18 protein-coding genes and 1 tRNA gene are annotated in these 20,124 nt (G+C 59.7%); 7 read left to right on the top strand and 12 right to left on the bottom strand.

Annotated features, from left to right (window positions below):
* Nucleotides 1–99: 99 nt before the first annotated feature.
* Nucleotides 100–181 (top strand) — tRNA-Leu (locus tag SH664x_RS16740).
* Nucleotides 182–292: 111 nt separating this feature from the next.
* On the opposite strand, the gene glpQ is transcribed toward SH664x_RS16740, so the two are convergent.
* The 5 genes from glpQ to SH664x_RS16715 form a co-directional block, all read right to left on the bottom strand.
* Nucleotides 293–1,243, bottom strand: a complete 951-nt coding sequence (gene glpQ, locus SH664x_RS16735) for a glycerophosphodiester phosphodiesterase (RefSeq protein WP_437202818.1) — start codon at nt 1,241–1,243, stop codon at nt 293–295.
* Nucleotides 1,244–1,429: 186 nt separating this feature from the next.
* On the bottom strand, nt 1,430–1,918 hold the full coding sequence (locus SH664x_RS16730) for a host attachment protein (protein WP_437202816.1): 489 nt from the start codon (nt 1,916–1,918) through the stop codon (nt 1,430–1,432).
* 252 nt (nt 1,919–2,170) lie between these two features.
* Nucleotides 2,171–3,160 (bottom strand): malate dehydrogenase, encoded by a 990-nt coding sequence (locus tag SH664x_RS16725; protein WP_437202814.1) that lies wholly within the window; start codon nt 3,158–3,160, stop codon nt 2,171–2,173.
* Nucleotides 3,161–3,295: 135 nt separating this feature from the next.
* Nucleotides 3,296–4,015 (bottom strand): GNAT family N-acetyltransferase, encoded by a 720-nt coding sequence (locus SH664x_RS16720; RefSeq protein WP_437202812.1) that lies wholly within the window; start codon nt 4,013–4,015, stop codon nt 3,296–3,298.
* A 50-nt stretch (nt 4,016–4,065) separates the two neighbouring features.
* Nucleotides 4,066–4,893: an OmpA family protein gene (locus SH664x_RS16715; protein ID WP_437202810.1), complete on the bottom strand. Its 828-nt coding sequence runs from the start codon at nt 4,891–4,893 to the stop codon at nt 4,066–4,068.
* Between the two features lie 500 nt (nt 4,894–5,393).
* On the opposite strand from SH664x_RS16715, the gene SH664x_RS16710 reads away from it, so the two are divergent.
* From SH664x_RS16710 to mutY, 3 genes are all read left to right on the top strand, one after another.
* Nucleotides 5,394–5,846 (top strand): PepSY domain-containing protein, encoded by a 453-nt coding sequence (locus SH664x_RS16710; RefSeq protein WP_437202809.1) that lies wholly within the window; start codon nt 5,394–5,396, stop codon nt 5,844–5,846.
* A gap of 145 nt (nt 5,847–5,991) precedes the next feature.
* The gene (rpsD, locus tag SH664x_RS16705; protein ID WP_437202807.1) at nt 5,992–6,597 is read left to right on the top strand and encodes a 30S ribosomal protein S4; all 606 of its coding nucleotides are present in this window, start codon (nt 5,992–5,994) and stop codon (nt 6,595–6,597) included.
* Between the two features lie 248 nt (nt 6,598–6,845).
* A complete protein-coding gene (gene mutY / locus SH664x_RS16700; RefSeq protein WP_437202805.1) occupies nt 6,846–7,970 on the top strand; it encodes an A/G-specific adenine glycosylase in 1,125 nt (374 codons plus the stop codon).
* Nucleotides 7,971–8,001: 31 nt separating this feature from the next.
* Here mutY and SH664x_RS16695 read toward each other — a convergent pair whose 3' ends face one another.
* The 4 genes from SH664x_RS16695 to SH664x_RS16680 all read right to left on the bottom strand — a co-directional run bounded on the left by SH664x_RS16695 (nt 8,002) and on the right by SH664x_RS16680 (nt 10,826).
* On the bottom strand, nt 8,002–8,829 hold the full coding sequence (locus tag SH664x_RS16695) for a hypothetical protein (protein WP_437202803.1): 828 nt from the start codon (nt 8,827–8,829) through the stop codon (nt 8,002–8,004).
* A 186-nt stretch (nt 8,830–9,015) separates the two neighbouring features.
* The gene (locus SH664x_RS16690; protein WP_437202802.1) at nt 9,016–9,675 is read right to left on the bottom strand and encodes a 5-formyltetrahydrofolate cyclo-ligase; all 660 of its coding nucleotides are present in this window, start codon (nt 9,673–9,675) and stop codon (nt 9,016–9,018) included.
* Nucleotides 9,676–9,738: 63 nt separating this feature from the next.
* Nucleotides 9,739–10,518 carry a biotin--[acetyl-CoA-carboxylase] ligase gene (locus tag SH664x_RS16685; RefSeq protein WP_437202800.1) on the bottom strand — a complete coding sequence of 260 codons (780 nt, stop codon included), beginning with the start codon at nt 10,516–10,518 and terminating at the stop codon, nt 9,739–9,741.
* Between the two features lie 56 nt (nt 10,519–10,574).
* Nucleotides 10,575–10,826: a hypothetical protein gene (locus SH664x_RS16680; protein WP_437202798.1), complete on the bottom strand. Its 252-nt coding sequence runs from the start codon at nt 10,824–10,826 to the stop codon at nt 10,575–10,577.
* Nucleotides 10,827–11,414: 588 nt separating this feature from the next.
* Here SH664x_RS16680 and SH664x_RS16675 point away from each other — a divergent pair.
* The 3 genes from SH664x_RS16675 (at nt 11,415) to SH664x_RS16665 (ending at nt 14,272) form a co-directional block, all read left to right on the top strand.
* Entirely contained in the window at nt 11,415–12,164 is a 750-nt protein-coding gene (locus tag SH664x_RS16675) for a leucine-rich repeat domain-containing protein (protein WP_437202797.1), read from the top strand.
* Between the two features lie 114 nt (nt 12,165–12,278).
* A complete protein-coding gene (locus SH664x_RS16670; RefSeq protein WP_437207252.1) occupies nt 12,279–12,788 on the top strand; it encodes a PEGA domain-containing protein in 510 nt (169 codons plus the stop codon).
* A 227-nt stretch (nt 12,789–13,015) separates the two neighbouring features.
* Complete coding sequence (locus tag SH664x_RS16665; RefSeq protein ID WP_437202795.1) at nt 13,016–14,272, top strand: FG-GAP repeat domain-containing protein; 1,257 nt, start codon at nt 13,016–13,018, stop codon at nt 14,270–14,272.
* A 68-nt stretch (nt 14,273–14,340) separates the two neighbouring features.
* Here SH664x_RS16665 and SH664x_RS16660 read toward each other — a convergent pair whose 3' ends face one another.
* The 3 genes from SH664x_RS16660 to SH664x_RS16650 form a co-directional block, all read right to left on the bottom strand.
* The gene (locus SH664x_RS16660) at nt 14,341–15,918 is read right to left on the bottom strand and encodes a sulfatase family protein (RefSeq protein WP_437207251.1); all 1,578 of its coding nucleotides are present in this window, start codon (nt 15,916–15,918) and stop codon (nt 14,341–14,343) included.
* Between the two features lie 466 nt (nt 15,919–16,384).
* A complete protein-coding gene (locus tag SH664x_RS16655; protein ID WP_437202793.1) occupies nt 16,385–17,707 on the bottom strand; it encodes a Gfo/Idh/MocA family protein in 1,323 nt (440 codons plus the stop codon).
* A gap of 207 nt (nt 17,708–17,914) precedes the next feature.
* Entirely contained in the window at nt 17,915–20,050 is a 2,136-nt protein-coding gene (locus SH664x_RS16650; protein WP_437202791.1) for a LamG-like jellyroll fold domain-containing protein, read from the bottom strand.
* Between the last annotated feature and the right edge of the window lie 74 nt (nt 20,051–20,124).

Below are 20,124 nucleotides of genomic sequence, written 5' to 3'. Positions count from 1 at the left end.
TCGATTCATCCGGGCGGGAGGGGTGACGGCCAACTGAAATCCTGCCTTTGGGCGTCGACTCTTGCTCAGATTTTCATAACCCCTTATCCTGCAACGTCCGCGAGAGTGGCGAAACTGGCAGACGCGCTGGATTTAGGTTCCAGTCCCGCAAGGGGTGCAGGTTCAAGTCCTGTCTCTCGCATTCGGGTCGCGCGGGAGGAGACTGCCTCCCGCGCTGACAGGCTGCTGCATACAAGTCGTCCCAGCCACGGACCGGACCGATTCGCCTCCTGCGGGTCGGGGACTCGTTTCCTTACTTCCGCGATTCAGCTGCCTCCCGAAGCAGCGTCCGACTCTGATCCGGGAAGTCGCTGAAGAGACCGTCAATTCCGGCAGCCACGGATGCGCTGTGCAGTTCCGCAAACGTCGGGAACGACTTGGGCAGGTCATCTGCCCGATAGGTCCAGGGGTGCACCGCCAGCCCGGCGGCATGTGCTGCGGAGACGAGTCGGCTGGCTTTTTCAATTCCCTCGGGGGCCTTCGTCGGGAAAAGTGCGCCTAGAGGAATGCCGATCCCGTGAGCGTAGCCGGCGATTTTCCGACATTCCTGAATCTGGGCCTCCAGCGTCGCTTTCGCATTCCAGGGATCGCCGTGCAGTAGCTGAATCAGCTTCAGACGGCTGTGAAATCCGTGTCGGACCCGTTGCAGTTCTTTCGCGTCGAAACACTGGAGGAAGACGGGGTCGGTCGCTTCGTGGTAGCCGTGGGCTGTCAGGATGTCGAGGACGACAGCGGTCAGATCTTTTCCTTCTTTGAAATGGAATTCTGGTTGCTTGAGTTCGGGATAGATGCCGACCGTTCTGCCGGTGCTGCGATTCAATCCCTGGACGAATTGAATCTCTTCCACCAGCGTGGGAATCCGGAAATTGCCGGTCTGAGTGGGAAAACGCCCGGGAAAAACCGCCTTCCCGGTCTTCGGGTGAAAACGTTCGAAGACTCGCAGGGACTGAACCTCGGCAAGCGTGAAATCGATCGCGTAGTAGCGTCCATCGTCACGCTGCCGGCCTGGGAACCGTTGGGCCACATCGGTGACGGTGTCGAGGTGAATGTCGTGCAGCACCACGGGAACATTGTCCTTGGTCAGCACCAGATCCTGCTCGAGGTAATCGGCCAACTGTGCGTAGGCGAGCGCCTTGGCTTCCAGCGTGTGTTCCGGAAGGTAGCCAGAGGCGCCGCGGTGAGCGATGACAAACGGAATGGGCATCGTGCGTTTCCATTCAACTCGGGCGCCGGATCTTGAAAAGGCGCAATGACTCGGAGTGACAATTCCCTCTCTGTATATGTTTGAACGATTGCTGGAATCAATCGCAAAGTGCGGTCTCTCTGGAAACGAAAACAGCAGACGCTCGCGGGGAGGCCTGCTGTTGCGCAGAGTGTGAAACAGAAATGGTTACAGCACTGCGGCGGACTGTTCGGCAATCAGTTCCTGCAATGTCGACTTGAGTTCGTGGGGAGGAAGGTGGACGTAATCCTTGCCGATCTCACCGACAATCTGTTTCGCCAGCGGGGCAGAGATCTTTTCACGAAGGATCCCGAGCAGCAGCGGGGGCGCCACCAGCATCACTCGGCCAAACTCGTTCTGGTTGCGGCCTCGTTCCAGCGTTTCGACAATCTGGATGGCGAAATCAATGGCCGTCTGTCGACGGAAATTGACGTCGGGGTCACCCGACTGGTGCATATGCCCCGGGCCCGCGAACCTGCCGGGTCTGTCGGTTAATACCTCGTGGGGTTGGGCTGCTCCTTCGGCATGCACCAGACTTTCAACTGTCTCGAATTGCTTGGCTTCCGGCCAGGTTGTGCGGTAAACGGTCGCCCGTGCGCCGTCCGCCACCAGAATCCACATCGACGCATTCACTTTCGCTTCGCGACGATAGCTCATGTTGACACCTCTCCAACTGAGGGACGTTCAGAACCCCGGAAGAGGGTGCAATCGCAATGCCGAGAGCCGGCGGTTTTGAGTGATTCGCCGTGGATTTGCAGGTCAGCAAAAGAAAGCGTCCCCGAACCGGACGTCACGGTTCAGGGACGAGTGTGAGATTCGAACGGCGCCGCCGAAATCGGCGAGCTGCCGCGAACTGATGAAAGCACATTCGCTTTTCATGTCCGCGGGCAAAGGACAGAGCAACCTGCTCTACGGGAGCAGGTCTTTGACGGTGTCCCGCTCCGTACGCAGCTCGTTCAGGGTGATATCGATCTTCTGCTGGGCGAAGTCGCTGTGCTTCTGTCCCTGAACAATTTTCACTTGCTGGCCATCGCTGGTCAATGGATAGCCGAAGATCAGCCCTTCGTCGACACCATAGCTGCCGTCGCTGCAGACGGCGGCGCTGAAGCAGTCACCCTGTTCGGTCGGACGAACAATGCCGGTCAGCGTGTCGATGACCGCGTTCGCTGCGGATGCCGCGCTGCTGGCGCCGCGGGCTTCAATCACTGCGGCACCTCGCTTTTGAACGATGGGAATGAATTCGTTCTGCAGCCAGGCGTCATCTTTCACAACGTCGGCAGCCGGCTGGCCATCAATGGTGGCATGGAAGTAATCCGGGAACTGCGTGGCGGAGTGATTGCCCCAGATGCCGACATGCTTGACGGCTTTGACAGGACGGCCTGCTTTGATGGCGAGTTGAGATTTGGCGCGATTTTCATCGAGCATGGTCATGGCGAACCAGCGGTCCCGCGGGACATCGGGAGCGTGGTTCATGGCGATGAGGCAATTCGTGTTACACGGGTTGCCGACGACGACGACGCGGACATCTTTGGCGGCGCTGGCCTGAATCGCCTTGCCGGTGTTGGTAAAGATCGGGCCGTTGATGCGGATGAGATCGCCCCGTTCCATCCCCTGCTTGCGGGGAATGCTGCCGACGCAGAGCACCCAGTTCACATCGCCGAAAGCATCCTGCAGGTGATCACTGTCGAAGGTGCTGACCCCGGCCAGCGTGGGAAACGCACAGTCATCCATCTCCATCTGCACGCCGGTCAGCGACTTCATCACCGGCGGCACTTCGATCAGGTGCAGGTGCACCGGCTGATCCTTGCCGAAAACCTCACCGCTGGCGATGCGAAAGGCGAGCGCATATCCGATATTTCCTGCTGCTCCTGTGATTGCGATACGAATTGGTTTCGACATGTTTCCGTCTACCATCTGTACTGAAAGCCAAAAAGAAAGATCGTCAGCCCCCGTTGTATCGATTCCGTCTCCGGGCATCAAACCGGGGGGACAGGGCGTCCGTTGTGCGGCCTGCAATCCCGGTACACCAGGAATTCAGCGCCCCGGATAACTCAGCAGGCGAAACCCCTGCTTCCAGTGCCACAGCAGGCTGGTATGATCACCCAGCAGCAGTGTGCTGGCGAGGGTGGAATATCCCGCTGTTCGCAGCCCTTCAGCCGACTGCCGGAGCAGGGCACTTGCGACTCCCTGTCGACGGCAATGCGGGGCGACGAAGATCCAGGTCAAGTGAGGTCGGCCCCAGCATTGCTTCTCCGCATCAGGGGGAGCAGGGGACCCCCACTCCTCATGGGTGAAATCGGTCAGGTCTCCCGCAGGAACCAGAGTGATGAGGCTGGCTCCGGCGACTGTGCCGTCGGGTTTCAATGCGACGATGCTCGCCGCGCTCACCAGTGGGCCATCTTCGCCGGAACGCAACCGCTGCAGCAGCCGGGACGCGGCCTGCTCGAGTCGGTGGGAATCGGCCTGTTGAAAGGGGACATGATCCTCAAAGGCTGCGGCGAACAGCAGGCGAAGCGGCGGCCAATCCTGTTCGGTAACGGAACGAAACGACAGCGGCCCGAAAGATTCCCGCAGTCCAGCAGGCTGCTTGGGGAGGCACTGCAGGTCGAGCAGCGCGTGGTAGTAACGCGGATTTCCGCGGATGCTCACGGTGCCGGCACGGTACTCATACCGATATGCAGGATGCCGTGGCAGTCCCCGAAAGGTCTCCCACGGCAGCTCGAATTTCAGTTCAGCAAACCAGTCGTTGAGCATGTTCCGTGCAGTCTACCACGCAACGGGCCGACTGCACGGTCCGCTGCCCGCTACTGAATCGGTTTGCCTTCTTTGCTGGCGATCGATGAATCGGCACCGAGAATGAAGATCTCGACGCGGCGGTTCTTCTGACGGGTGGAATCGCTGACGTTGGAGGCGGCAGGCTGGAACTTGTTGTAGCCGGCGATTCCCATCCGCGGTTCGGCGACACCGTACTTGCCGAGTTGACGAACCACCGCGGTGGCCCGGTGTGCGGAGAGTTCCCAGTTGGTTTCATGCTTGGCCCGAGTCGCCGGAGTGACGATCGGCTGGTCGTCGGTGTGTCCGACGACGAGGATGTTGAACTGCTTGGCGTCACTGCTGTTCATGATGCCGGTGAACTCCTGCAGCACCTTCAGCCCTTCGGGACGAATCTGGTTGCTGCCCGAGGAGAAGAGCAGATCCCCATTGAACCGGCAGACACCGCTGATCGGATCGAATTCAAACTGAGGATATTTGCGGCAAAGATCCTGCAGCTTGGCATTGATTGATCCGTTGGCCGGACTTCCCGGAGAGGGGAGACTGGTCAGCAGGTTTTTGTATTCGTTGTGCAGTTTGGATCGCTCCTGAGCGAGGTTGTTCAGGCGCGAATTCGCCACGGCGAGGTTCTTCTCCAGTTCGGAAGCCCGCTGCTCCGCCAGCTGCTTTTCCGTCTGCATCTGGGAAGCCAGTTGCTGAGCTTCGCCCAGCTGGGCCATATACATTTCCCCCTGCCGGTAAACCTGATACGTCCGGAGTTGGGCCTGCCGCAGTTGCGACTGGGGAACGTACTGGTGACAGCAGCCGGCCAGACTGCCGAGGGCCGCAAGGGCGAACAGCTTTCGCATGTCCCTGGACATCGAAGAGTTCCTGAATCTGATGGGGAATAACAATCGGCGAGCGATCTGGCCCGGAAGGGGTTTGACGAACGCCAAGGGGGGAATTTTTGAGGGGGGCAATCGACCGGCGAATCCGACCGCTGCGGGAATCTGTTCTATGAGGAATTTTTTCGGGGGCCTAGTGCTTTTGCTCAAGTTCCCTCGTTGCAAATCCGAAACGGTGCCGACTTGAGCCTGATTCTGAAGATTTCAAAATCTCTCTAAGTCTTTTGTGATTCTCTGAATATGGCGTTCCTCGGAAACCGGATTGTAGGTCCTTCCGCCCGCGGAAGGGATTCGGCAGTTTCAGCCGGATTTGCTGCGAATCGCACCTGACGGTGCCTAGGGAGGACGAGTTCTCTGGTGCAGATAAAGACAACTTCATCTCCGCATCAGGTTCCCTTTATGTGGATCTGCCAAAGTGCCTGGAGGGGGCTGTGGTGTCGCGGCCCCCTTTATGACCCAGATCGGAGTGCAGAAACATGAAACGGATGATTGGGATGGTCGTCATGCTGCTGGCGAGCGGCGGGCTGCTGGCAATGGCGGAACACCCCCCCGCAGGGGCTCGTCCCCTTTCTGAGGTGCTGACAAGCTTGGAGCAGCAGGGGCTACTGGTGGTGGAAGCGTCATTTGATGACGGGGTCTGGGAGGTCGAGGGGATTCGCAGCGACAGGGGAGTGGAGGTCCATGTCGATCCCCGCACGCTGAGGGTCATCCGGGAGCATGCCGACTCGCAGGATTCCCGCCCCGGCGTCGGATCGCTTAAAGCATCGGAAATTGTAAAGCTCTTGGAGGATGCGGGTTACAGCCCCGTTACAGAACTAGAATGGAATTCGGGTGAATGGGAGGCAGAAGCTCGCCGAAATCTTTCTCGACGGAACCTGCGCGTGGCGGCCGAGACGGGAAAGATCCTTTCCGACCATCCGGATCCCTAAGATCAGGGGAATTTCCGGGGATTTTTCATCCGGGCCCATGCACTTGACGGTCTGCACTTCAGTCGTCATGATGTTCCGTTCCCCTCGGAGACGTGGGGAAAGTGTTGTCTTATATTGTCAATGAAGTCTGCAGGATACAGAGTCGATGGGTCGCTACACCGGACCAAAGGCGCGGATCAATCGCCGTCTCGGATTTCAGGTTTTTGAAAATTCGGGGGCAATCCGTGCGCTGGAGCGGAAGGAATATCCACCGGGGATGGCCCAGAAGCGCCGCAAGACCAGCATCTACGGCGCTGCTCTGACCGAAAAGCAGAAGATCAAGTTTTATTACGGCCTGCGTGAGAAGAACCTCCGCAAGTACTTCGACAAAGCCAAGCGGATGAAGGGGAACACCGGGGCCAACCTGATGATCCTCTGCGAACGCCGCCTGGACAATGTCGTGCGTCGTGCCGGCTTCACGCTGACCCGTCCGCAGTCCCGTCAGGGGATCGTGCACGGTCACTTCCTCGTGAACGGTCGTCGCGTCGACCGCCCGTCCTATCAGGTGAGTGCCGGTGACGTCATCACCGTGAAGAACCGCTCCAACCTGAAGGCGATGTATGCCGGACTCGGAACCGGTGCCGATCAAGGTGCGAGCTGGATTAACTTCGACAAGGAAGACCTGAAGGCGATCGTCACCTCGCTGCCCACCGTCGATGACGTGAGTCTGCGGGTCGACGTCGGTGCCGTCGTCGCGTTCCTGTCGCGGTAATCGAATGCGAATTCACACGGGTGGCCGTTTTTGCGGTCACCCGTTTTTTTATGCGCGAACGACGCTCTGCTTTTCCGTGCGGCGGTGTGCTGTTCCGAAAGGACGAGAACATTGGATGATTGAATTCCCCATCCTGGCCGCGCGGATCTCAACATTTCACCCTGCGTCGCGCTGGCTGTGCGGGCACTGGAAAGAGCAACCTGCTCTCGGATTCGAAGCAGAGAAAGCAGGGGAGTCGGCAGGAACCCATGTCGCTGAATTTGCTTGAACCCTGGGATTCCAACACCTCCCGTGCCGTCCGGCGCGCACTCGTCAAATGGTATGAGCAGCAGCGGAGGTCGCTCCCCTGGCGGGAGACGCGCGATCCCTATCGGATCTGGATCAGCGAGATCATGCTGCAGCAGACCACGGTCAAGGCGGTGATCCCCTATTACGAGCGCTTCCTCGCACGCTTCCCCACGGTTGAGTTACTCGCGGCCGCTACGGAGGCAGAAGTTCTGCAGTACTGGGAAGGACTGGGCTATTACAGCCGGGGACGCAACCTCCGGCTCGCGGCACAGGTCGTGTGTGGGATTCACGCCGGCAGCTTCCCGGACGATTTGACGGCGCTGCAGTCCCTTCCGGGAGTGGGACGTTATACCGCCGGTGCGATCCGCTCGTTCGCGTTTGATCTCCCGGCTCCTATTGTGGAAGCCAACACGCTGCGGCTGTATTGCCGGCTGCTGGGTTACGAGGGAGACTCGCGGAGCCGGGAAGGGCAGCAACTGCTTTGGGAGTTTGCGGAGCGGCTGCAGCCTCGGCAGGCAGCAGGTGTCGTCAATCAGGGGCTGATGGAACTGGGGGCACTGCTCTGTACGCCGGTGGCTCCGCGCTGCGAGGCATGTCCTGTGAGTCGATGGTGCCGGGCTTTTGCCGCAGGCAAACAGGACGAGATTCCCCGCAAGGCGGCCCGCGCGAAAGTCACACAGGTTGTGGAGGCAACTGTCGCTGTTCGACGCGATGGGAAGCTGTTGATCCGGCAGCGAGGTCCCGAGGAGCGTTGGGCAGGGATGTGGGACTTTCCCCGGTTTCCGGTCGAGTCCGCCGCGCACGAGGGGAAGATTGAACTGCAGGCTCCCTTGCTGCGGGAAGTCGCAGAACGTTTTTTTGAATTAACGGCTCTGCGGATCACCGGAGAGGAACTCGCTACGGAATTCCGGCATAGCGTGACTCGCTACCGGATTCGGCTCCTCTGTCTGACGGCAGAACTTATGGGGAAGATTTCTTTGCGGGATGAAACGTTGCGGTGGGTGAACCCGTCTGAGCTTGCAGAGCTGCCGATGCCTGTCACCGGCAGGAAGTTCGCGGAGACTCTCCGTCAACGATTGCTGTGAGGCCGGTGCCTCCCGCGCAAGGTGGTTGAGGTTACTGCGCCGTGCCAGCGGTTCCCGGATTCGGTCGTCCCCAGAAGTCGTCCGCCACGGGAATCGACGGTGTCTTCGCTGGACTTGCGGGGGCAACACTCGCCTGTGTTTCCGCGGCCGGAGCAGCCTCGGTCTTGGCAGGCGTCAGCATCGACTTGAACAGGTTCTGAACCCATTCCGATTTTTTAGGCTGTTCTCCGGCGCTGTCGGGTGTTTTTGTCTTCTGTTCTTGGGTGGGCGTTGCCGCCACGGGTGCGGCCTTGGGAGTGGCCACCACGGTTGTGGTTGCGTTTGTCTGAGCCGAAGCGACGGGAGGGGGTGTTGCTACCGCGTCCTGGGGAATCGGAACAGGTCGTTCCAGGACGGGGAGTCCGCTCGCCGAACTGGCGGTCACCACGCGCGGAGCAAACGGCTGGTTGGTAGCCGTTTCGGCGGCAGTCGTTGAGGGAAGCACTTCCGCCTCGACCGCCCCGGCGGGATTTGTGAATCGGATCGGTACCAGAGTATCGAGCGCCTGACGTGCCAGGCTGTCGGTTGACTTGCCGGATTTTTGATCGACCTCGCCGGGGATCAGAGTGTCGAGCGTCTGGCTGACGATCAGTTCGCCTCGACCCGACTTCACCACCGCTTCCGTCACCTCGGGGAAATCTTTCCACGTGGCGGGTGTCCACTCGCGGATATCGACGTAGGCACTGCGCAGACGAACTTGATGGGAGCGGGGGACCATAACCGGTCCTTCAGCGGTGCGGATCACGTGGTACTGCATGGCGACATACGAAGTGGCTCCACCCAGCAGGAGTCCGCCGACAAACATCTTGAATCCGAACATGGAGTGCTCCCTCTCTCGACTGTATTGAGAGCTGACGTCCAGTTGCCACGCCAGCAGGCAACGCTATCACATGCGCAGCGACCGGCCGAAATATGCCCCTGCAGCGGACCGATTTCACGAAAGCAATTGCGGGGGTGATGTCGTTTGCAGAGATTTCCGAGAAGTTTTGCTAACCCGCAAACTCTCTCATGGCAATCCGGGTTTCCTTCCCGGGAAGTTCGGGCTGCTGGGGGAATGAACCTCGATGCACTCGTTCTCCGTGATCAGCAGGTGAACCGGCTCATCATGCGGTTCAACGGGAACGTCCTCGACAAGTTGCACGTCGAAGGCCAGTCCAATGCGCAGGCAAGCGGGAGGGAGTTGCTGCAGCAGCCGATCGTAATAGCCGCGCCCGTAGCCCAGGCGATTTCCCTGCCGGTCGAAAGCGACACCGGGAATCAGAATCGCATCGATCTGCTGCGGGGCGACATTGCGGGTAGGATTCGACTGGATCCCTGGTAACGGTTCGGGAATCCCGAACGATCCCGGGGAGAGTTCTGACGCTGCCACAATGCGGGACAGCAGCAGGTCATTCTGCCGACAATAGGGAACGACGACACTTCGCCCCTGTTTCAGGTCGGCTTCCAGAGCAGGCAGGGTGCCGACCTCATCACGGGCACCTACGTAATACAGCCGCACCGCGGCCTTGTTCCAGTAGGCAGACTCCGTCAGACGCTGCAGGATCTGTGCGGTCCGCTCTTCCCGGTCAGGCAATGCGGCACGCAGCTGTCGCACCTGTCGGCGGATTTCCGGTTTGGTCGTCACGATGGTCTGCTTCCCGGTCTGTCGACGTTCAAGAGGTGACACTGCCTGACAATCCGTGCGACTGATGGAAGGCAAGCGACGAGGTCACGCGTTACCGGGAACCTCTCAGGCCATTGGCTGATCGCTGAGCAGTCGTACGGTTCCCGAGAAGAATCGCTTCGGTCCGGACGACGTTTGTAACCGAAGTGCGGCATCGCCGTCGACTCCCAGACAGAGTCCGGTCGTTTCTCCCGCGACATCGGAAATCTGCACCGTGTAGCCAGTCAGGTAGCAGCGTCGACGCCATTCGTGCAGCAGGGCGGGGTCATCCCCGCCGAGTGATTTCAGCGTCCTCTCCAGCTGCTGCAGGATTGAGATCAGCACCTGCTGGCGATCGGCAGCCTCTCCCAGGACATCACACAGTGAAGTCGCTGTGTGCTGCAGCTCTGGAGCGGCCGACTGGAGGGAGTTGTTGACGTTGAGCCCGATGCCGATCACCAGCCGCCCCGGATGTCCGGCGGCTGTTTCGATCAGGATGCCGCAGACTTTGCGGCCTCCGAGGAAGACATCATTCGGCCACTTGAGCTGAACCTGCGCGGGAGGCACCTGTTCTTCCAGGGCGAGGCAGACCGCCAGTCCGACCGTCAGTGAGAGTGCCGGCCAGTGTGCGGGCTGGACACCCAACAGGAGGGGGTCGAGAACCACCGAAAAGGTCAAGGCCCCGGAGGCAGCCCACCAGGCATTTCTGCCCCGGCCACGCCCCGTCGTCTGGGCGTCGGCACCGATCAGAAACGGGGTTTCAATTTGGCCGGGAAGCTGGAGAGCCCGACTGTTGGTCGAATCGATTTCCTCGTACCAGACGACATCTTCGAGGAACGTCTGTCGCAGCAGGTCTTCGCGATTCATCGAGCCATCCGCACACGTCAATCGCGAAGGAGATTCCACCGGAAGCGACGCGGAAATCAGTTCAGCCAGGCGTTGTTATCGCCGGCGTCTCCCTCGTCTTCGACATTCTGCTCTTCCCAGGCGGTGAAGGCAGCGAACAGGTCGGAGGAGACCAGCACCGCTTCCTGATCACCGATGATCAGGTTCAGTTTGGTCGGACCGAGAGCACACCGGATCTCCCGGAGGATGGAAACCGTCGCAACGAGCGTGTTCGGCGGAAGCTTGCTGCATTCTTGAAAGTCGACACACGCGAGTTCGGGAGTGAACATGGGGGATTCCTGTTGCTTGATTCCACAGCCGGGAGACGCGAAAGGTCATTCGTGTCTCCATGCAGGTATGTTCACGGTCGCCGCCAATTACTTCAATATTTTCTGGGACAGAGGAGCAGAATTGCAAAAATGTTGCGTCACGCGCGAGAGTTAAGGAGACTGTGCGTGTCGAGCGGCATGGATGGTCTGGGTGGCTTGGTGCGTTTGGTGATGACTTGGCGGTTCCGCCGAATGGGCTGCAGTCAAATCCCTGGAAACGCCCAAAATGCAGGGAAAATACTCTATCGCACCGGAGATTTTTTGCTGCGGACAGCTTTCTACCGGCCCCGTGCGAAGGGGGAATTCGCGGAAATCGAATAGTCTGGACCTGACGTGCGGCACCGGCGAGTTCTGTCGCTTTCTGTTGCTTCCGCGGGCCGGTTGTTTATGCTCAACGACAGAGGAAAAGACCAAAGGCCAGCTGACCCCGGCCAACGGGGACTCAAGAGGACGATCATGCGACTCAACGCTTTGGCAGGATTGATTTTCAGCACTGTTCTTTTCGCCGGTACGGCAGGAGCTGCGGAACCAAAATTGCCGCCTGAGCCGATGGCAGTTTTGAAGAAATTCGATGCCCAGGTGCTCCCTCTGGCTGCGAATGACCCGCGGCTCGATGTATCGCTCTATCTGAGCAAAAACGTGACGGATGAGGCACTTGGTGCCGTCGCCGAGCTCCCGGATGTGGTCTGGCTGAATCTGGCGGGAACAAAGGTGACCGATGCCGGGCTTTCCAAGATTTCGGGGCTGAAAACTCTGGAAAAACTGCATCTGGAACGAACGGAAATCGGTGATGCGGGACTGGCTCATCTCGCCGGACTGGAGCAGTTGACGTACCTGAACCTGTACGGGACCAAAGTGACCGACGCCGGGCTCAAGCACCTCGGGAATCTTAAAAGTCTCAAGCGGATCTTCCTCTGGGAAACCGGAGTGACCGATGCCGGTGCAGACGCTCTCAAACAGGCGATTCCGGGAGTAGAAATCATTCGGGCTGCGAAACTTGTGGTCGTCATTCCCCCCGCTGCGGAAGAACAGCCCATGACCCCCGCTGCGGAGAAAAAGGAAGAGCCGGCCAAGAAGGACGCAGCCCCTGAAAAGAAGGATGAGGCGAAGGCAGACGCGAAGAAAGCGGAAGCGGCCGCCAAGCCCACTGACGGGGACAAAGCGGCGGTCGAGAAGCCGGCTGCCAAGCCGAAGAAGGCCAAGAAGCCGAAGGCTGACAAAGCTGCCCCCGCCAAGACCGACAAGCCCGCGCAGCCGGTGCGGGACCCGGATGAAGCTCCTCCCGCCCCGACGAAATAGAGGCAGTCGACTCAGATGCCCTTCGCGAGCGACAGCGGGGTCGTGCCCTGTTGTGTTCGTTCAATGTAAAGTAGATCCCCTGCTGAGGTTACGCTTCAGGGTAAAGTCGTCTTGGTGGATCGGCGACTGGCGGGTTACTATTCCCCAGCCCGCACCGATTCCATCCCCTTCCGCGGGCGTCCCCCTATCCGTCCCGGTCCGATGACTCCCCTGAGTCGATTCCTCCTGATCCCTGTCTGCGTCTTCGCACTGGCAGCCCAGTCCGGCTGCGTCAGTCGTCGATTGACCATTCGTTCGGATCCTCCCGGGGCACTGGTGGAAGTGGATGGAAAGCGGTTGGGGCAGACGCCGGTCTCCACCGATTTTACGTACTACGGAACACGTGAAATTACGTTGTCGATGCCGGGCTACGAGACGCTGACGGTCCAGCAGCCCGTTCCCCGTCCCTGCTATCAGACTTTCCCGTTCGACTTCTTCTCGAATCACTTTTCACCCGTGCATGTCACGGACCGGCATGACTTCACGTATCGGCTGACACCGCGCGTGACGCCGATTGACGAGGAGTCGAGTCTGATCAATCGTGGCCGGAACTTCCGTTCACAATCGCAGGTCAGCGGACCCTAGTGCTTCTGCCCCTGTCGGTCCCCGCGCAGCACGCGTTTCGTGTGAGGAATGGCTGACTTCCACGTGGCGGGAAGGGATGAACACCGTCCCCAAAGAGATCTGCACATGTTGCACCATCCCGCGGCTCTGGAGCGCCTCCACTCGGGAAGTCTCGCGAACCCATCGGAAGAGCGGTATGCTTGAGCGGAACCCTGCTTCTGCTGCCTTGCTCTCGAAGGAACCTGACGATGTCGTGCTCGTGCGTGATGCGCCTGATGGTGGTGGGGATACTGACCAGCCTGCCGACGGCCAGGGACGCTGTCGCGACTGAGCCGGCGTTCGCTCCCATTACCTTTGAAAAACTGACGCTGACCGACCGTTACTACTGCGACGGCATTGCTGCAGGGGATATCAACCGCGATGGGGACATCGACATCGTCGCGGGGCCCTTCTGGTACGCCGGTCCCGATTTCAAGGCGTCCCACGAGATCTATCCGCCGGTGCCGCTTCCGCCGGAGAAGTCACCCTCCGACAGCATGTTCAGCTTCGTGTATGACTTTGACGGTGACGGCTGGCTGGATGTCCTCGTCCTGGGGCGAATTCACTTTCATGTCGCTTACTGGTACCAGAATCCGGGGAAAGAGGAGGGGCCGTGGCGGAAGCATCGGGTGTTTGAGCGGGTGCGGGGTGAGTCGCCCGAATTCGCTGACATCGATGGAGATGGCAAACCGGAACTCCTCTGTCACTGGGAGGGCCAATGGGGATGGCTGGCACCCGACTGGTCACAGCCGACAGCTCCCTGGGCCTTCCACGCCGTGGGCGAGCAGCGGGACTGGAATCAGTTTTACCACGGCGAAGGGATTGGCGACGTCAATGGCGATGGGCGAATGGATATCGTCCTGAACGACGGCTGGTATGAGCAGCCTCCTCCGGGAACTGCAGGGCTTTGGAAATTTCATGAGGGACAACTGGCATCGAAGGGGGGAGCGCAGATCCTGCTCGACGATGTTGATGGGGATGGGGATATCGACCTGATTTCGTCGCTGCACGCCCATGCGTGGGGGCTGGCCTGGTTTGAACAACTCGCTGCTGACGCTGCTGATCAGGAGGGGGCCATCCGCATTGGTGACCGGCTGTTCCTGCGCCACCTGCTGATGGGAGATCGCAGCGAAGAAGCCCATTATGGGGTCGCGTTTTCACAGCCGCATGCGTTGGCGCTGGCCGATCTCGATGGGGATGGCCGCAACGATTTCGTCACCGGCAAACGGATGTGGGCTCACGGGCCTTATAAAGATGAAGAGCCGATGGCCCCCCCTGTTCTCTACTGGTTTCGGTCACAGTCAGACGGCCAGGGAAGCACCCGCTTCGTTCCGTATCAGATCGATGATCAATCCGGAGTCGGGACGCAGTTGACCGTGGTGGACGTCAACAAGGATGGCCGCCCCGACATTCTGACCGTATCCAAACTGGGGACGTTCGTATTTCTGAACCGGGCCGTTCCGTAAGCGGCGATTCTGGAGACGTGCGTTAAGCGGGCGTCGGCGACGATGTCGCCTGTTCCGATGCGGCCCGTTCAGTTGCGGCCCGTGTTCTCGGTCGGAAACGGCTTGTTGCCATGAGCAGCCCGTGGTGGCTGGTCGGTGTCCTTCAGCTCTTCTCGCAGCCTTCTCAGTTCGGCCTTGAGGGCGACGATAGTCTCCGCGGCGGCTGGGTCGTTGTAGAAGTTCCGCTGTTCGAGAGGATCTTGTTCGCGATCCAGCAGCTCCCACTCGTCGAGATCGGACTGGTAGAAGTGGAACAGCTTGTACCGGTCGGTGACGACCCCGTAGTGCGGCCGCACCTGATGCGGGGCAGGGTACTCGTAGTAGTGATAGTAAAAGCTCTTGCGCCAGTTTGCGGGGGTCTCTCCCTTGAGCAGCGGGATCAGGCTGCTTCCCTGCATGTCGGTCGGAACAGGGATGCCGGCGGCCTCCAGAAACGTTTCCGGCAGGTCAATCAGCGAAACAATGTCCTTGTTGACTTGTCCCGGCTGGACGACACCCGGCCAGCGAATGAGCAGCGGCGTGCGCAGTGATTCTTCAAAGATCCAGCGCTTGTCGAACCAGCCATGCTCTCCCAAATAGAACCCCTGATCCGAAGTGCAGACGACGAGTGTGTTGTCCGCTTCGCCCATCTCGTGCAGCGTCTGCAAGACCCGACCGATGCTGTTGTCGATGGCTTTCACGCAGGCCAGGTAATCGTGCAGATAGCGGTTGTAGCGCCAGCGGACCAACTCCTCTCCCGACAGTTTCCGTTTTTCGAATTCCTGATTGCGGGGACCGTAGAAGGCCTCCCAGGCTCGCTTCTGCTCCGCATTTCCGCCACTGAACGGGGTGAGTTTGGCATCCACCGGTGTAAAGTGGTCGGAGAGGCTCATGGCTGCTTCCGCCACGGCCCGGCTGTGACCGCGGTGATCGTCGAACAGCGTGGGAGGCTCCGGATAGAACCGGTCGTGATCCCATCCCAGATCCTGAATCGCCGGTTCCCACGGACGATGCGGCGCCTTGTGCTGCAGCATGAGCAGAAAGGGCTTGGAGTTGTCCCGCTGCTTGAGCCAGTCGATCGACAGATCGGTCAGGATTTCGGTGGTGTAACCGGTGCGTTTTGACCTTTGGCCATTCGCGATCATGGGCGGATCGTAGTAGACCCCTTGTCCCGGCAGGATGTCCCAATGATCGAAGCCGGTCGGGTCGCTGACGAGGTGCCATTTACCGATCAGCGCTGTCGCATACCCCGCGCGCTGCAGCAGCTTGGGGAAGGTCTCCTGGGCTCCGTTAAACCGGCTGTTGGAATTGTTGTAAAAGCCGTTCAGATGGGAGTATTTGCCGGTGAGCGTGACTGCCCGGCTGGGGCCACAGATCGAGTTGGTGACCAGGCAGCGATCGAACCGCATTCCGCTGGCCGCCAGCGAATCCATCTGGGGCGTCTGCAGGAGTTTTCGGGGGTCCCCGTACGCACTGATGGCCTGATAGGCGAGGTCGTCGGAGAAAATCAGGAGGATGTTGGGACGCTTCGGCTCAGCGGCGGAGACTGCGGACCCACAGGTCACCAGCAGGACACAGGCAAACAGGACGCAGGCAAGCAGAACACGTGATAACGCCGTTGGGCTCATCACCGGGCAGAGTGTCCCGAGCTCCCGCTGTCCGTCGGATGCAGTTGCGGGGGCCAACAGGTTGTCCCGGTCGTGAAATGCTGACAAGTCCATCGATTCAGTCTCCATTGTGCGCAGCCCTCCTCATTGCTGGTTTCCCATCACGGTGCAAGGGCGGGCAGGCGACACCGTGGCCGCCGCGGAGGCTTGCACCACTCAGGGCTGAGTTGGTTTCACAGGAGAGGGGCTCGCAGCAGAGAGCATATCGCACCGGGAGCGTCCGGACGACCGACTGAGAGTGTCGAGGAGAGCCTTCCGGAGCGGAGGTGAGGCGTTCACCTTACCGCTCCGGAAAGAGATCCTGAATCGATCTGCAATGGGACGTGGAGAGCAGGTGCTCTTTCCAGTCTCCGCGCATCAGGCGTTTCGTCTGGTGAAATGCGGACATCCGCGTGGCGAGGATGGGGCAATCAACAGCCAAGATGCTCTAAATCACCGGCAGTTCCCAGCCGCGACGGTAAGGCTTGGAGAGCCACTGATTCGCATCGGCCACGTTGGTGATGCGGAGATCGGCGGAGTTCCATTCCAGCTTCTGATCCGGAAACCGGTTGGCAATCGTGCCGAGCAGGACCGCTTCCGTCAGAGGACCCGAATAGGAAAAGGCGGAGGTCGTTTTGTCTTCACCGCGACAGGCGTTGACCCAGGACAGATAATGATCGCGGTTGTTCTCCAGCAAAACCGTCGGCTGCGGGAACTTTTCGCGTGGGAAGAGTTGAGGTGTCGCATAGTGAGGAATGACCATGACCCCCTCTTCACCGATCAGGACGGAACCCGCGTTCGGGAGCTTGTAGTCGTCCGGCACCCCCAGTTTTTCGCGGGGCGGGAACGTGCCAGCGCCGTCATACCACGTGACCTTGATCGTCGAGTCGGCCGTGTGTGCTGTTCCGGGGAAAATGTATTCCACGGTGGCGGCGTCCGGCCAGACTTCGCCGTTGAAGGGGGTACTGTGGCTGGTCAGGGACAACGGGGCTGTCAGCTTCAGACTGGTGAAGACCGGATCGAAGATATGGCAGCCGAAGTCCCCCAGCTGGCCCGTTCCGAAATCCTGCCAGTTCCGCCAGTTGAACCGGTGGTAGGCATCTTTCACAAAGGGGCGTTCTGCGGCGACACCCAGCCAGCCATCCCAGTCGAGAGAAGCGGGAACAGGATCCTGCCCTGTGGGACGATCCTTCCACTTTCGCCAGGCGGGTGAACCGCTCTGCCACGAGTGAACTTCTTTTACCTTGCCGATCGTTCCATCATGAACCAGTTTCGTCGCGGTGCGGTAAGCCGGATGTGACTGAATCTGGTTTCCCATCTGCGTCACGACACCCGCTTTGGCTGCGGCCTGCGTCATAACGCGGGCCTCAAAGATGGTGTGCGACAGCGGCTTCTGGCAGTACACATGCTTTCCCAGAGCGATGGCTGCCAGAGAAATCGGTGCGTGCATATGGTCTGGCGTCGACACCTGCACCGCATCGATATCCTTCTGCTCCAGCATCTTCCTCCAGTCTGTGTAGTGCTTCGCCTTGGGGAAGGTGGTCGCAGCCCGGCCGAGAATCCCCTCCGAATCATCGACATCGCAGATCGCCACAATGTCGACGTAGGGACTGGCGGCAATTTGCTTGAGATCGCTCGCCCCTTTGCCACCGACGCCCACGGCAGCAACATTCAACCGGCCCGCAGCGGCGGCGGATACGGGACGGAAACCGCCGAATGCCAGGCAGGAGCCGGCGACTGTGGCAGTTTCGAGGAAGGACCGTCGATTCATTCTACTCATAAGGCCTCCAAGGTCAGTTCAGGTGGGACGGATGGGAGCGAGGGAGAACAGGGTGTGATTTTCTCTTCTTGCGAGGCAATCGTTTCGGGAAAAACTCTTCTGCAAGGTGAGAAATCAGCCTGACTTCAGATTCCACTCCGGATACGAAATTCACCGGAAGGTCGTAAAAACACTGCACACTCTTTCGCGGCTGCGGAGTTATTTCTGTTGAGTGGGGGAGGGTTGAAGCCGGCTGATCTCTGCCGGGGACAGGACCCGGTCGAAAATGGCGATTTCATCGAGGCGGCCTTCCCAGTTCGAGTCATGATCACAGCGACCTCCGAAGAAGATCTCCGTGAGGTCCTCGGGAATCTTGGTCGAAGTCGTGGCGGTGATCTCCGGTTCGGATTGCCCATTTAGGTAAACGCGGACCTGATTTCCCTCGCGAACGAGGACGACATGGTTCCACGACCAACGTGGAATTTCGGTTCGACCCCCGACGAGTTCTTTCCCGGTACCTTCCACGAAGACGAGCTTTCCGGCAAACGCGGATTTCCCACCGAGCCCCAGGTGTTCCCCGTAAGGAGCCAGCGTGTGTTCACGGCCGCGTGAATACATCCAGCCGGTGACGTCGCGTCCGTTGACCGGCATGCCGTTCCAGAACCAAAAGGCGATCGAATAGTTCCCCTGCTCGGCTGGTAGTTGCGACCGCAGACGGTCACCTGAGAAATGAACCGCCCGGTTTTCGTGTGTTGCATCTCCCAGTTCAGGACCGGTCAGAAAGTAAGCAATCCGGGGTTCATAAATGCCGTCGCGGTGTGCTCCTGAGGCATCCCGCGCGCGCGGGCCGGACATCTCGTCGAGCCGATACCAGGCGTGAGGCTTGAGGCTTGCCAGAGCTGGCGGGTTGGCCTTTCCGCTGTCGAGAGGCCGACACGTTTTTCCGGTGACGGTTTCGAGCAGTCGGAGGGCTGCTGCGGCAATTTTGGGTTCGGCCTGCACTTCCAGTCCGGCAGAGCGGGCGGGCCAGGTGTTATAGCCGCCCAGCAAATGCTGCTCGGGGGGAGGAATATAGCCATCGCCGCCGTTCGCCAGTTCGATCACGATCGTCTGGGGAAGCGGACTTTGACGTTTGATCTTCAGCCCGGTCAGCGCATAGGTTTCGCAGGGAGATGTCGCGATCGCAATGTTGCCGATGCGGATGGCCTGCACGACGACTTCCGTGGACTGCTTCTCATGCAGAAGAATCTGCTCACGTGCGTAAACCTCCACGAGATCTTTCGGCTGGCGATCTCCCATTGCCGCAACAACACCCTTGGCCCACTGCAGGCGTTGTTCGTCGGGCACGCGATAGTTCAGCTTCAGCCGGGCTTCCTCCATCGCCAGGTCGGCATCTGCCTGATACTCGATGTTCTTGTAAGCCTGCAGCGCCAGATCCAGCAGGCCTTCTGTGAACTGGTTGATGTTGAATTTGTTCACCGGCAGATCGGGCTGAGCATAATCCTGACGCCAGATATCGCCGCTGCAGCCATGAGACATCATGCCCACAAATGGAACCGCTGCGGATGAACCGTCGGTCGACAATCGAGCCTTCAGTCCTTCCGAGAAAAGTCCGTAGTAATCCGCGCTGATTCCTTGTTCGCCACTGAAGTAATGCATCGAGAAGTTGGCGAGGACCGCCAGTGGCTTTCCATCCAAAGACTGAATGGAAATGAGCGCCAGTTCCGGATCTTCCGGTCCCGATTCCCCCACGACGTCATCCGGATTGCGGGCCGCATGCATATTGGCGCGAACGGTCGGATTGCCGAAGGGGTCTTTGGCGACACGGTCAGGCCGTCGGATCCAGCGGCGAATCGCAGTGAAGTCCTCCGCCGGGACGGAACCAAAGCCGACCTTCGCGGGAGTCAGATTCTTGCGGGCCGATTCAATCGCCTCGACCAGTTTGGCACGCAGGTACGGGACATAGTTCGGATCGGCCTCGGTCCCCAGGCAGCTCACTGCTGAGCCTGCCGAGTGAGTATGTGTGGCCGAGATCAGAATCCGGTCGGTCGGCAGGCCGGTCGAGATGGAAGCGAGCCGCTTGACGTCATCAATCAAATCTTTCGGCAGCATGCAGCTGTCGACGACCACGATCGCAATCTCTTCCTTCCCATCGGCGAGAGCCAGAGCCCGGGCGTGCAGCCTGGATGTAACTTCAGAGACCGTGCGGCTGAGAATCCCCCCGTTCACGATGACGGGGAATTGCTCCGGTGTCACATCCACAGCGACAGCACCGGCGCGGAATTCCGCCCGGAGCGGGGAGTTTGTCAGCAGAAAGAGGAAACAGGCAGTCAGTGTCAGAAGACGTGGAAGCATTCGCGAACTCCTGGGGCGATGACGCTGGAACGGGAAGAGAGCGGGACCGGTGAGCCCCGATGCCGGGAATGTGA

It is taken from the genome of Planctomicrobium aquicomposti, from assembly GCF_051466325.1.
GTDB lineage: Bacteria > Planctomycetota > Planctomycetia > Planctomycetales > Planctomycetaceae > Planctomicrobium.
Note: the sequence above shows the minus strand (reverse complement) of the source record. Positions and strands in the feature narration are given on the sequence as shown.

What these genes read in the sequence shown, in the direction of transcription:
- glpQ (WP_437202818.1), bottom strand. Translation starts at nt 1,243, where the DNA reads ATGCCCATTCCGTTTGTCATCGCTCACCGCGGCGCCTCTGGCTACCTT.
- SH664x_RS16730 (WP_437202816.1), bottom strand. Translation starts at nt 1,918, where the DNA reads ATGAGCTATCGTCGCGAAGCGAAAGTGAATGCGTCGATGTGGATTCTG.
- SH664x_RS16725 (WP_437202814.1), bottom strand. Translation starts at nt 3,160, where the DNA reads ATGTCGAAACCAATTCGTATCGCAATCACAGGAGCAGCAGGAAATATC.
- SH664x_RS16720 (WP_437202812.1), bottom strand. Translation starts at nt 4,015, where the DNA reads ATGCTCAACGACTGGTTTGCTGAACTGAAATTCGAGCTGCCGTGGGAG.
- SH664x_RS16715 (WP_437202810.1), bottom strand. Translation starts at nt 4,893, where the DNA reads ATGTCCAGGGACATGCGAAAGCTGTTCGCCCTTGCGGCCCTCGGCAGT.
- SH664x_RS16710 (WP_437202809.1), top strand. Translation starts at nt 5,394, where the DNA reads ATGAAACGGATGATTGGGATGGTCGTCATGCTGCTGGCGAGCGGCGGG.
- rpsD (WP_437202807.1), top strand. Translation starts at nt 5,992, where the DNA reads ATGGGTCGCTACACCGGACCAAAGGCGCGGATCAATCGCCGTCTCGGA.
- mutY (WP_437202805.1), top strand. Translation starts at nt 6,846, where the DNA reads ATGTCGCTGAATTTGCTTGAACCCTGGGATTCCAACACCTCCCGTGCC.
- SH664x_RS16695 (WP_437202803.1), bottom strand. Translation starts at nt 8,829, where the DNA reads ATGTTCGGATTCAAGATGTTTGTCGGCGGACTCCTGCTGGGTGGAGCC.
- SH664x_RS16685 (WP_437202800.1), bottom strand. Translation starts at nt 10,518, where the DNA reads ATGAATCGCGAAGACCTGCTGCGACAGACGTTCCTCGAAGATGTCGTC.
- SH664x_RS16680 (WP_437202798.1), bottom strand. Translation starts at nt 10,826, where the DNA reads ATGTTCACTCCCGAACTCGCGTGTGTCGACTTTCAAGAATGCAGCAAG.
- SH664x_RS16675 (WP_437202797.1), top strand. Translation starts at nt 11,415, where the DNA reads ATGGCAGTTTTGAAGAAATTCGATGCCCAGGTGCTCCCTCTGGCTGCG.
- SH664x_RS16665 (WP_437202795.1), top strand. Translation starts at nt 13,016, where the DNA reads ATGTCGTGCTCGTGCGTGATGCGCCTGATGGTGGTGGGGATACTGACC.
- SH664x_RS16660 (WP_437207251.1), bottom strand. Translation starts at nt 15,918, where the DNA reads ATGAGCCCAACGGCGTTATCACGTGTTCTGCTTGCCTGCGTCCTGTTT.
- SH664x_RS16655 (WP_437202793.1), bottom strand. Translation starts at nt 17,707, where the DNA reads ATGAATCGACGGTCCTTCCTCGAAACTGCCACAGTCGCCGGCTCCTGC.
- SH664x_RS16650 (WP_437202791.1), bottom strand. Translation starts at nt 20,050, where the DNA reads ATGCTTCCACGTCTTCTGACACTGACTGCCTGTTTCCTCTTTCTGCTG.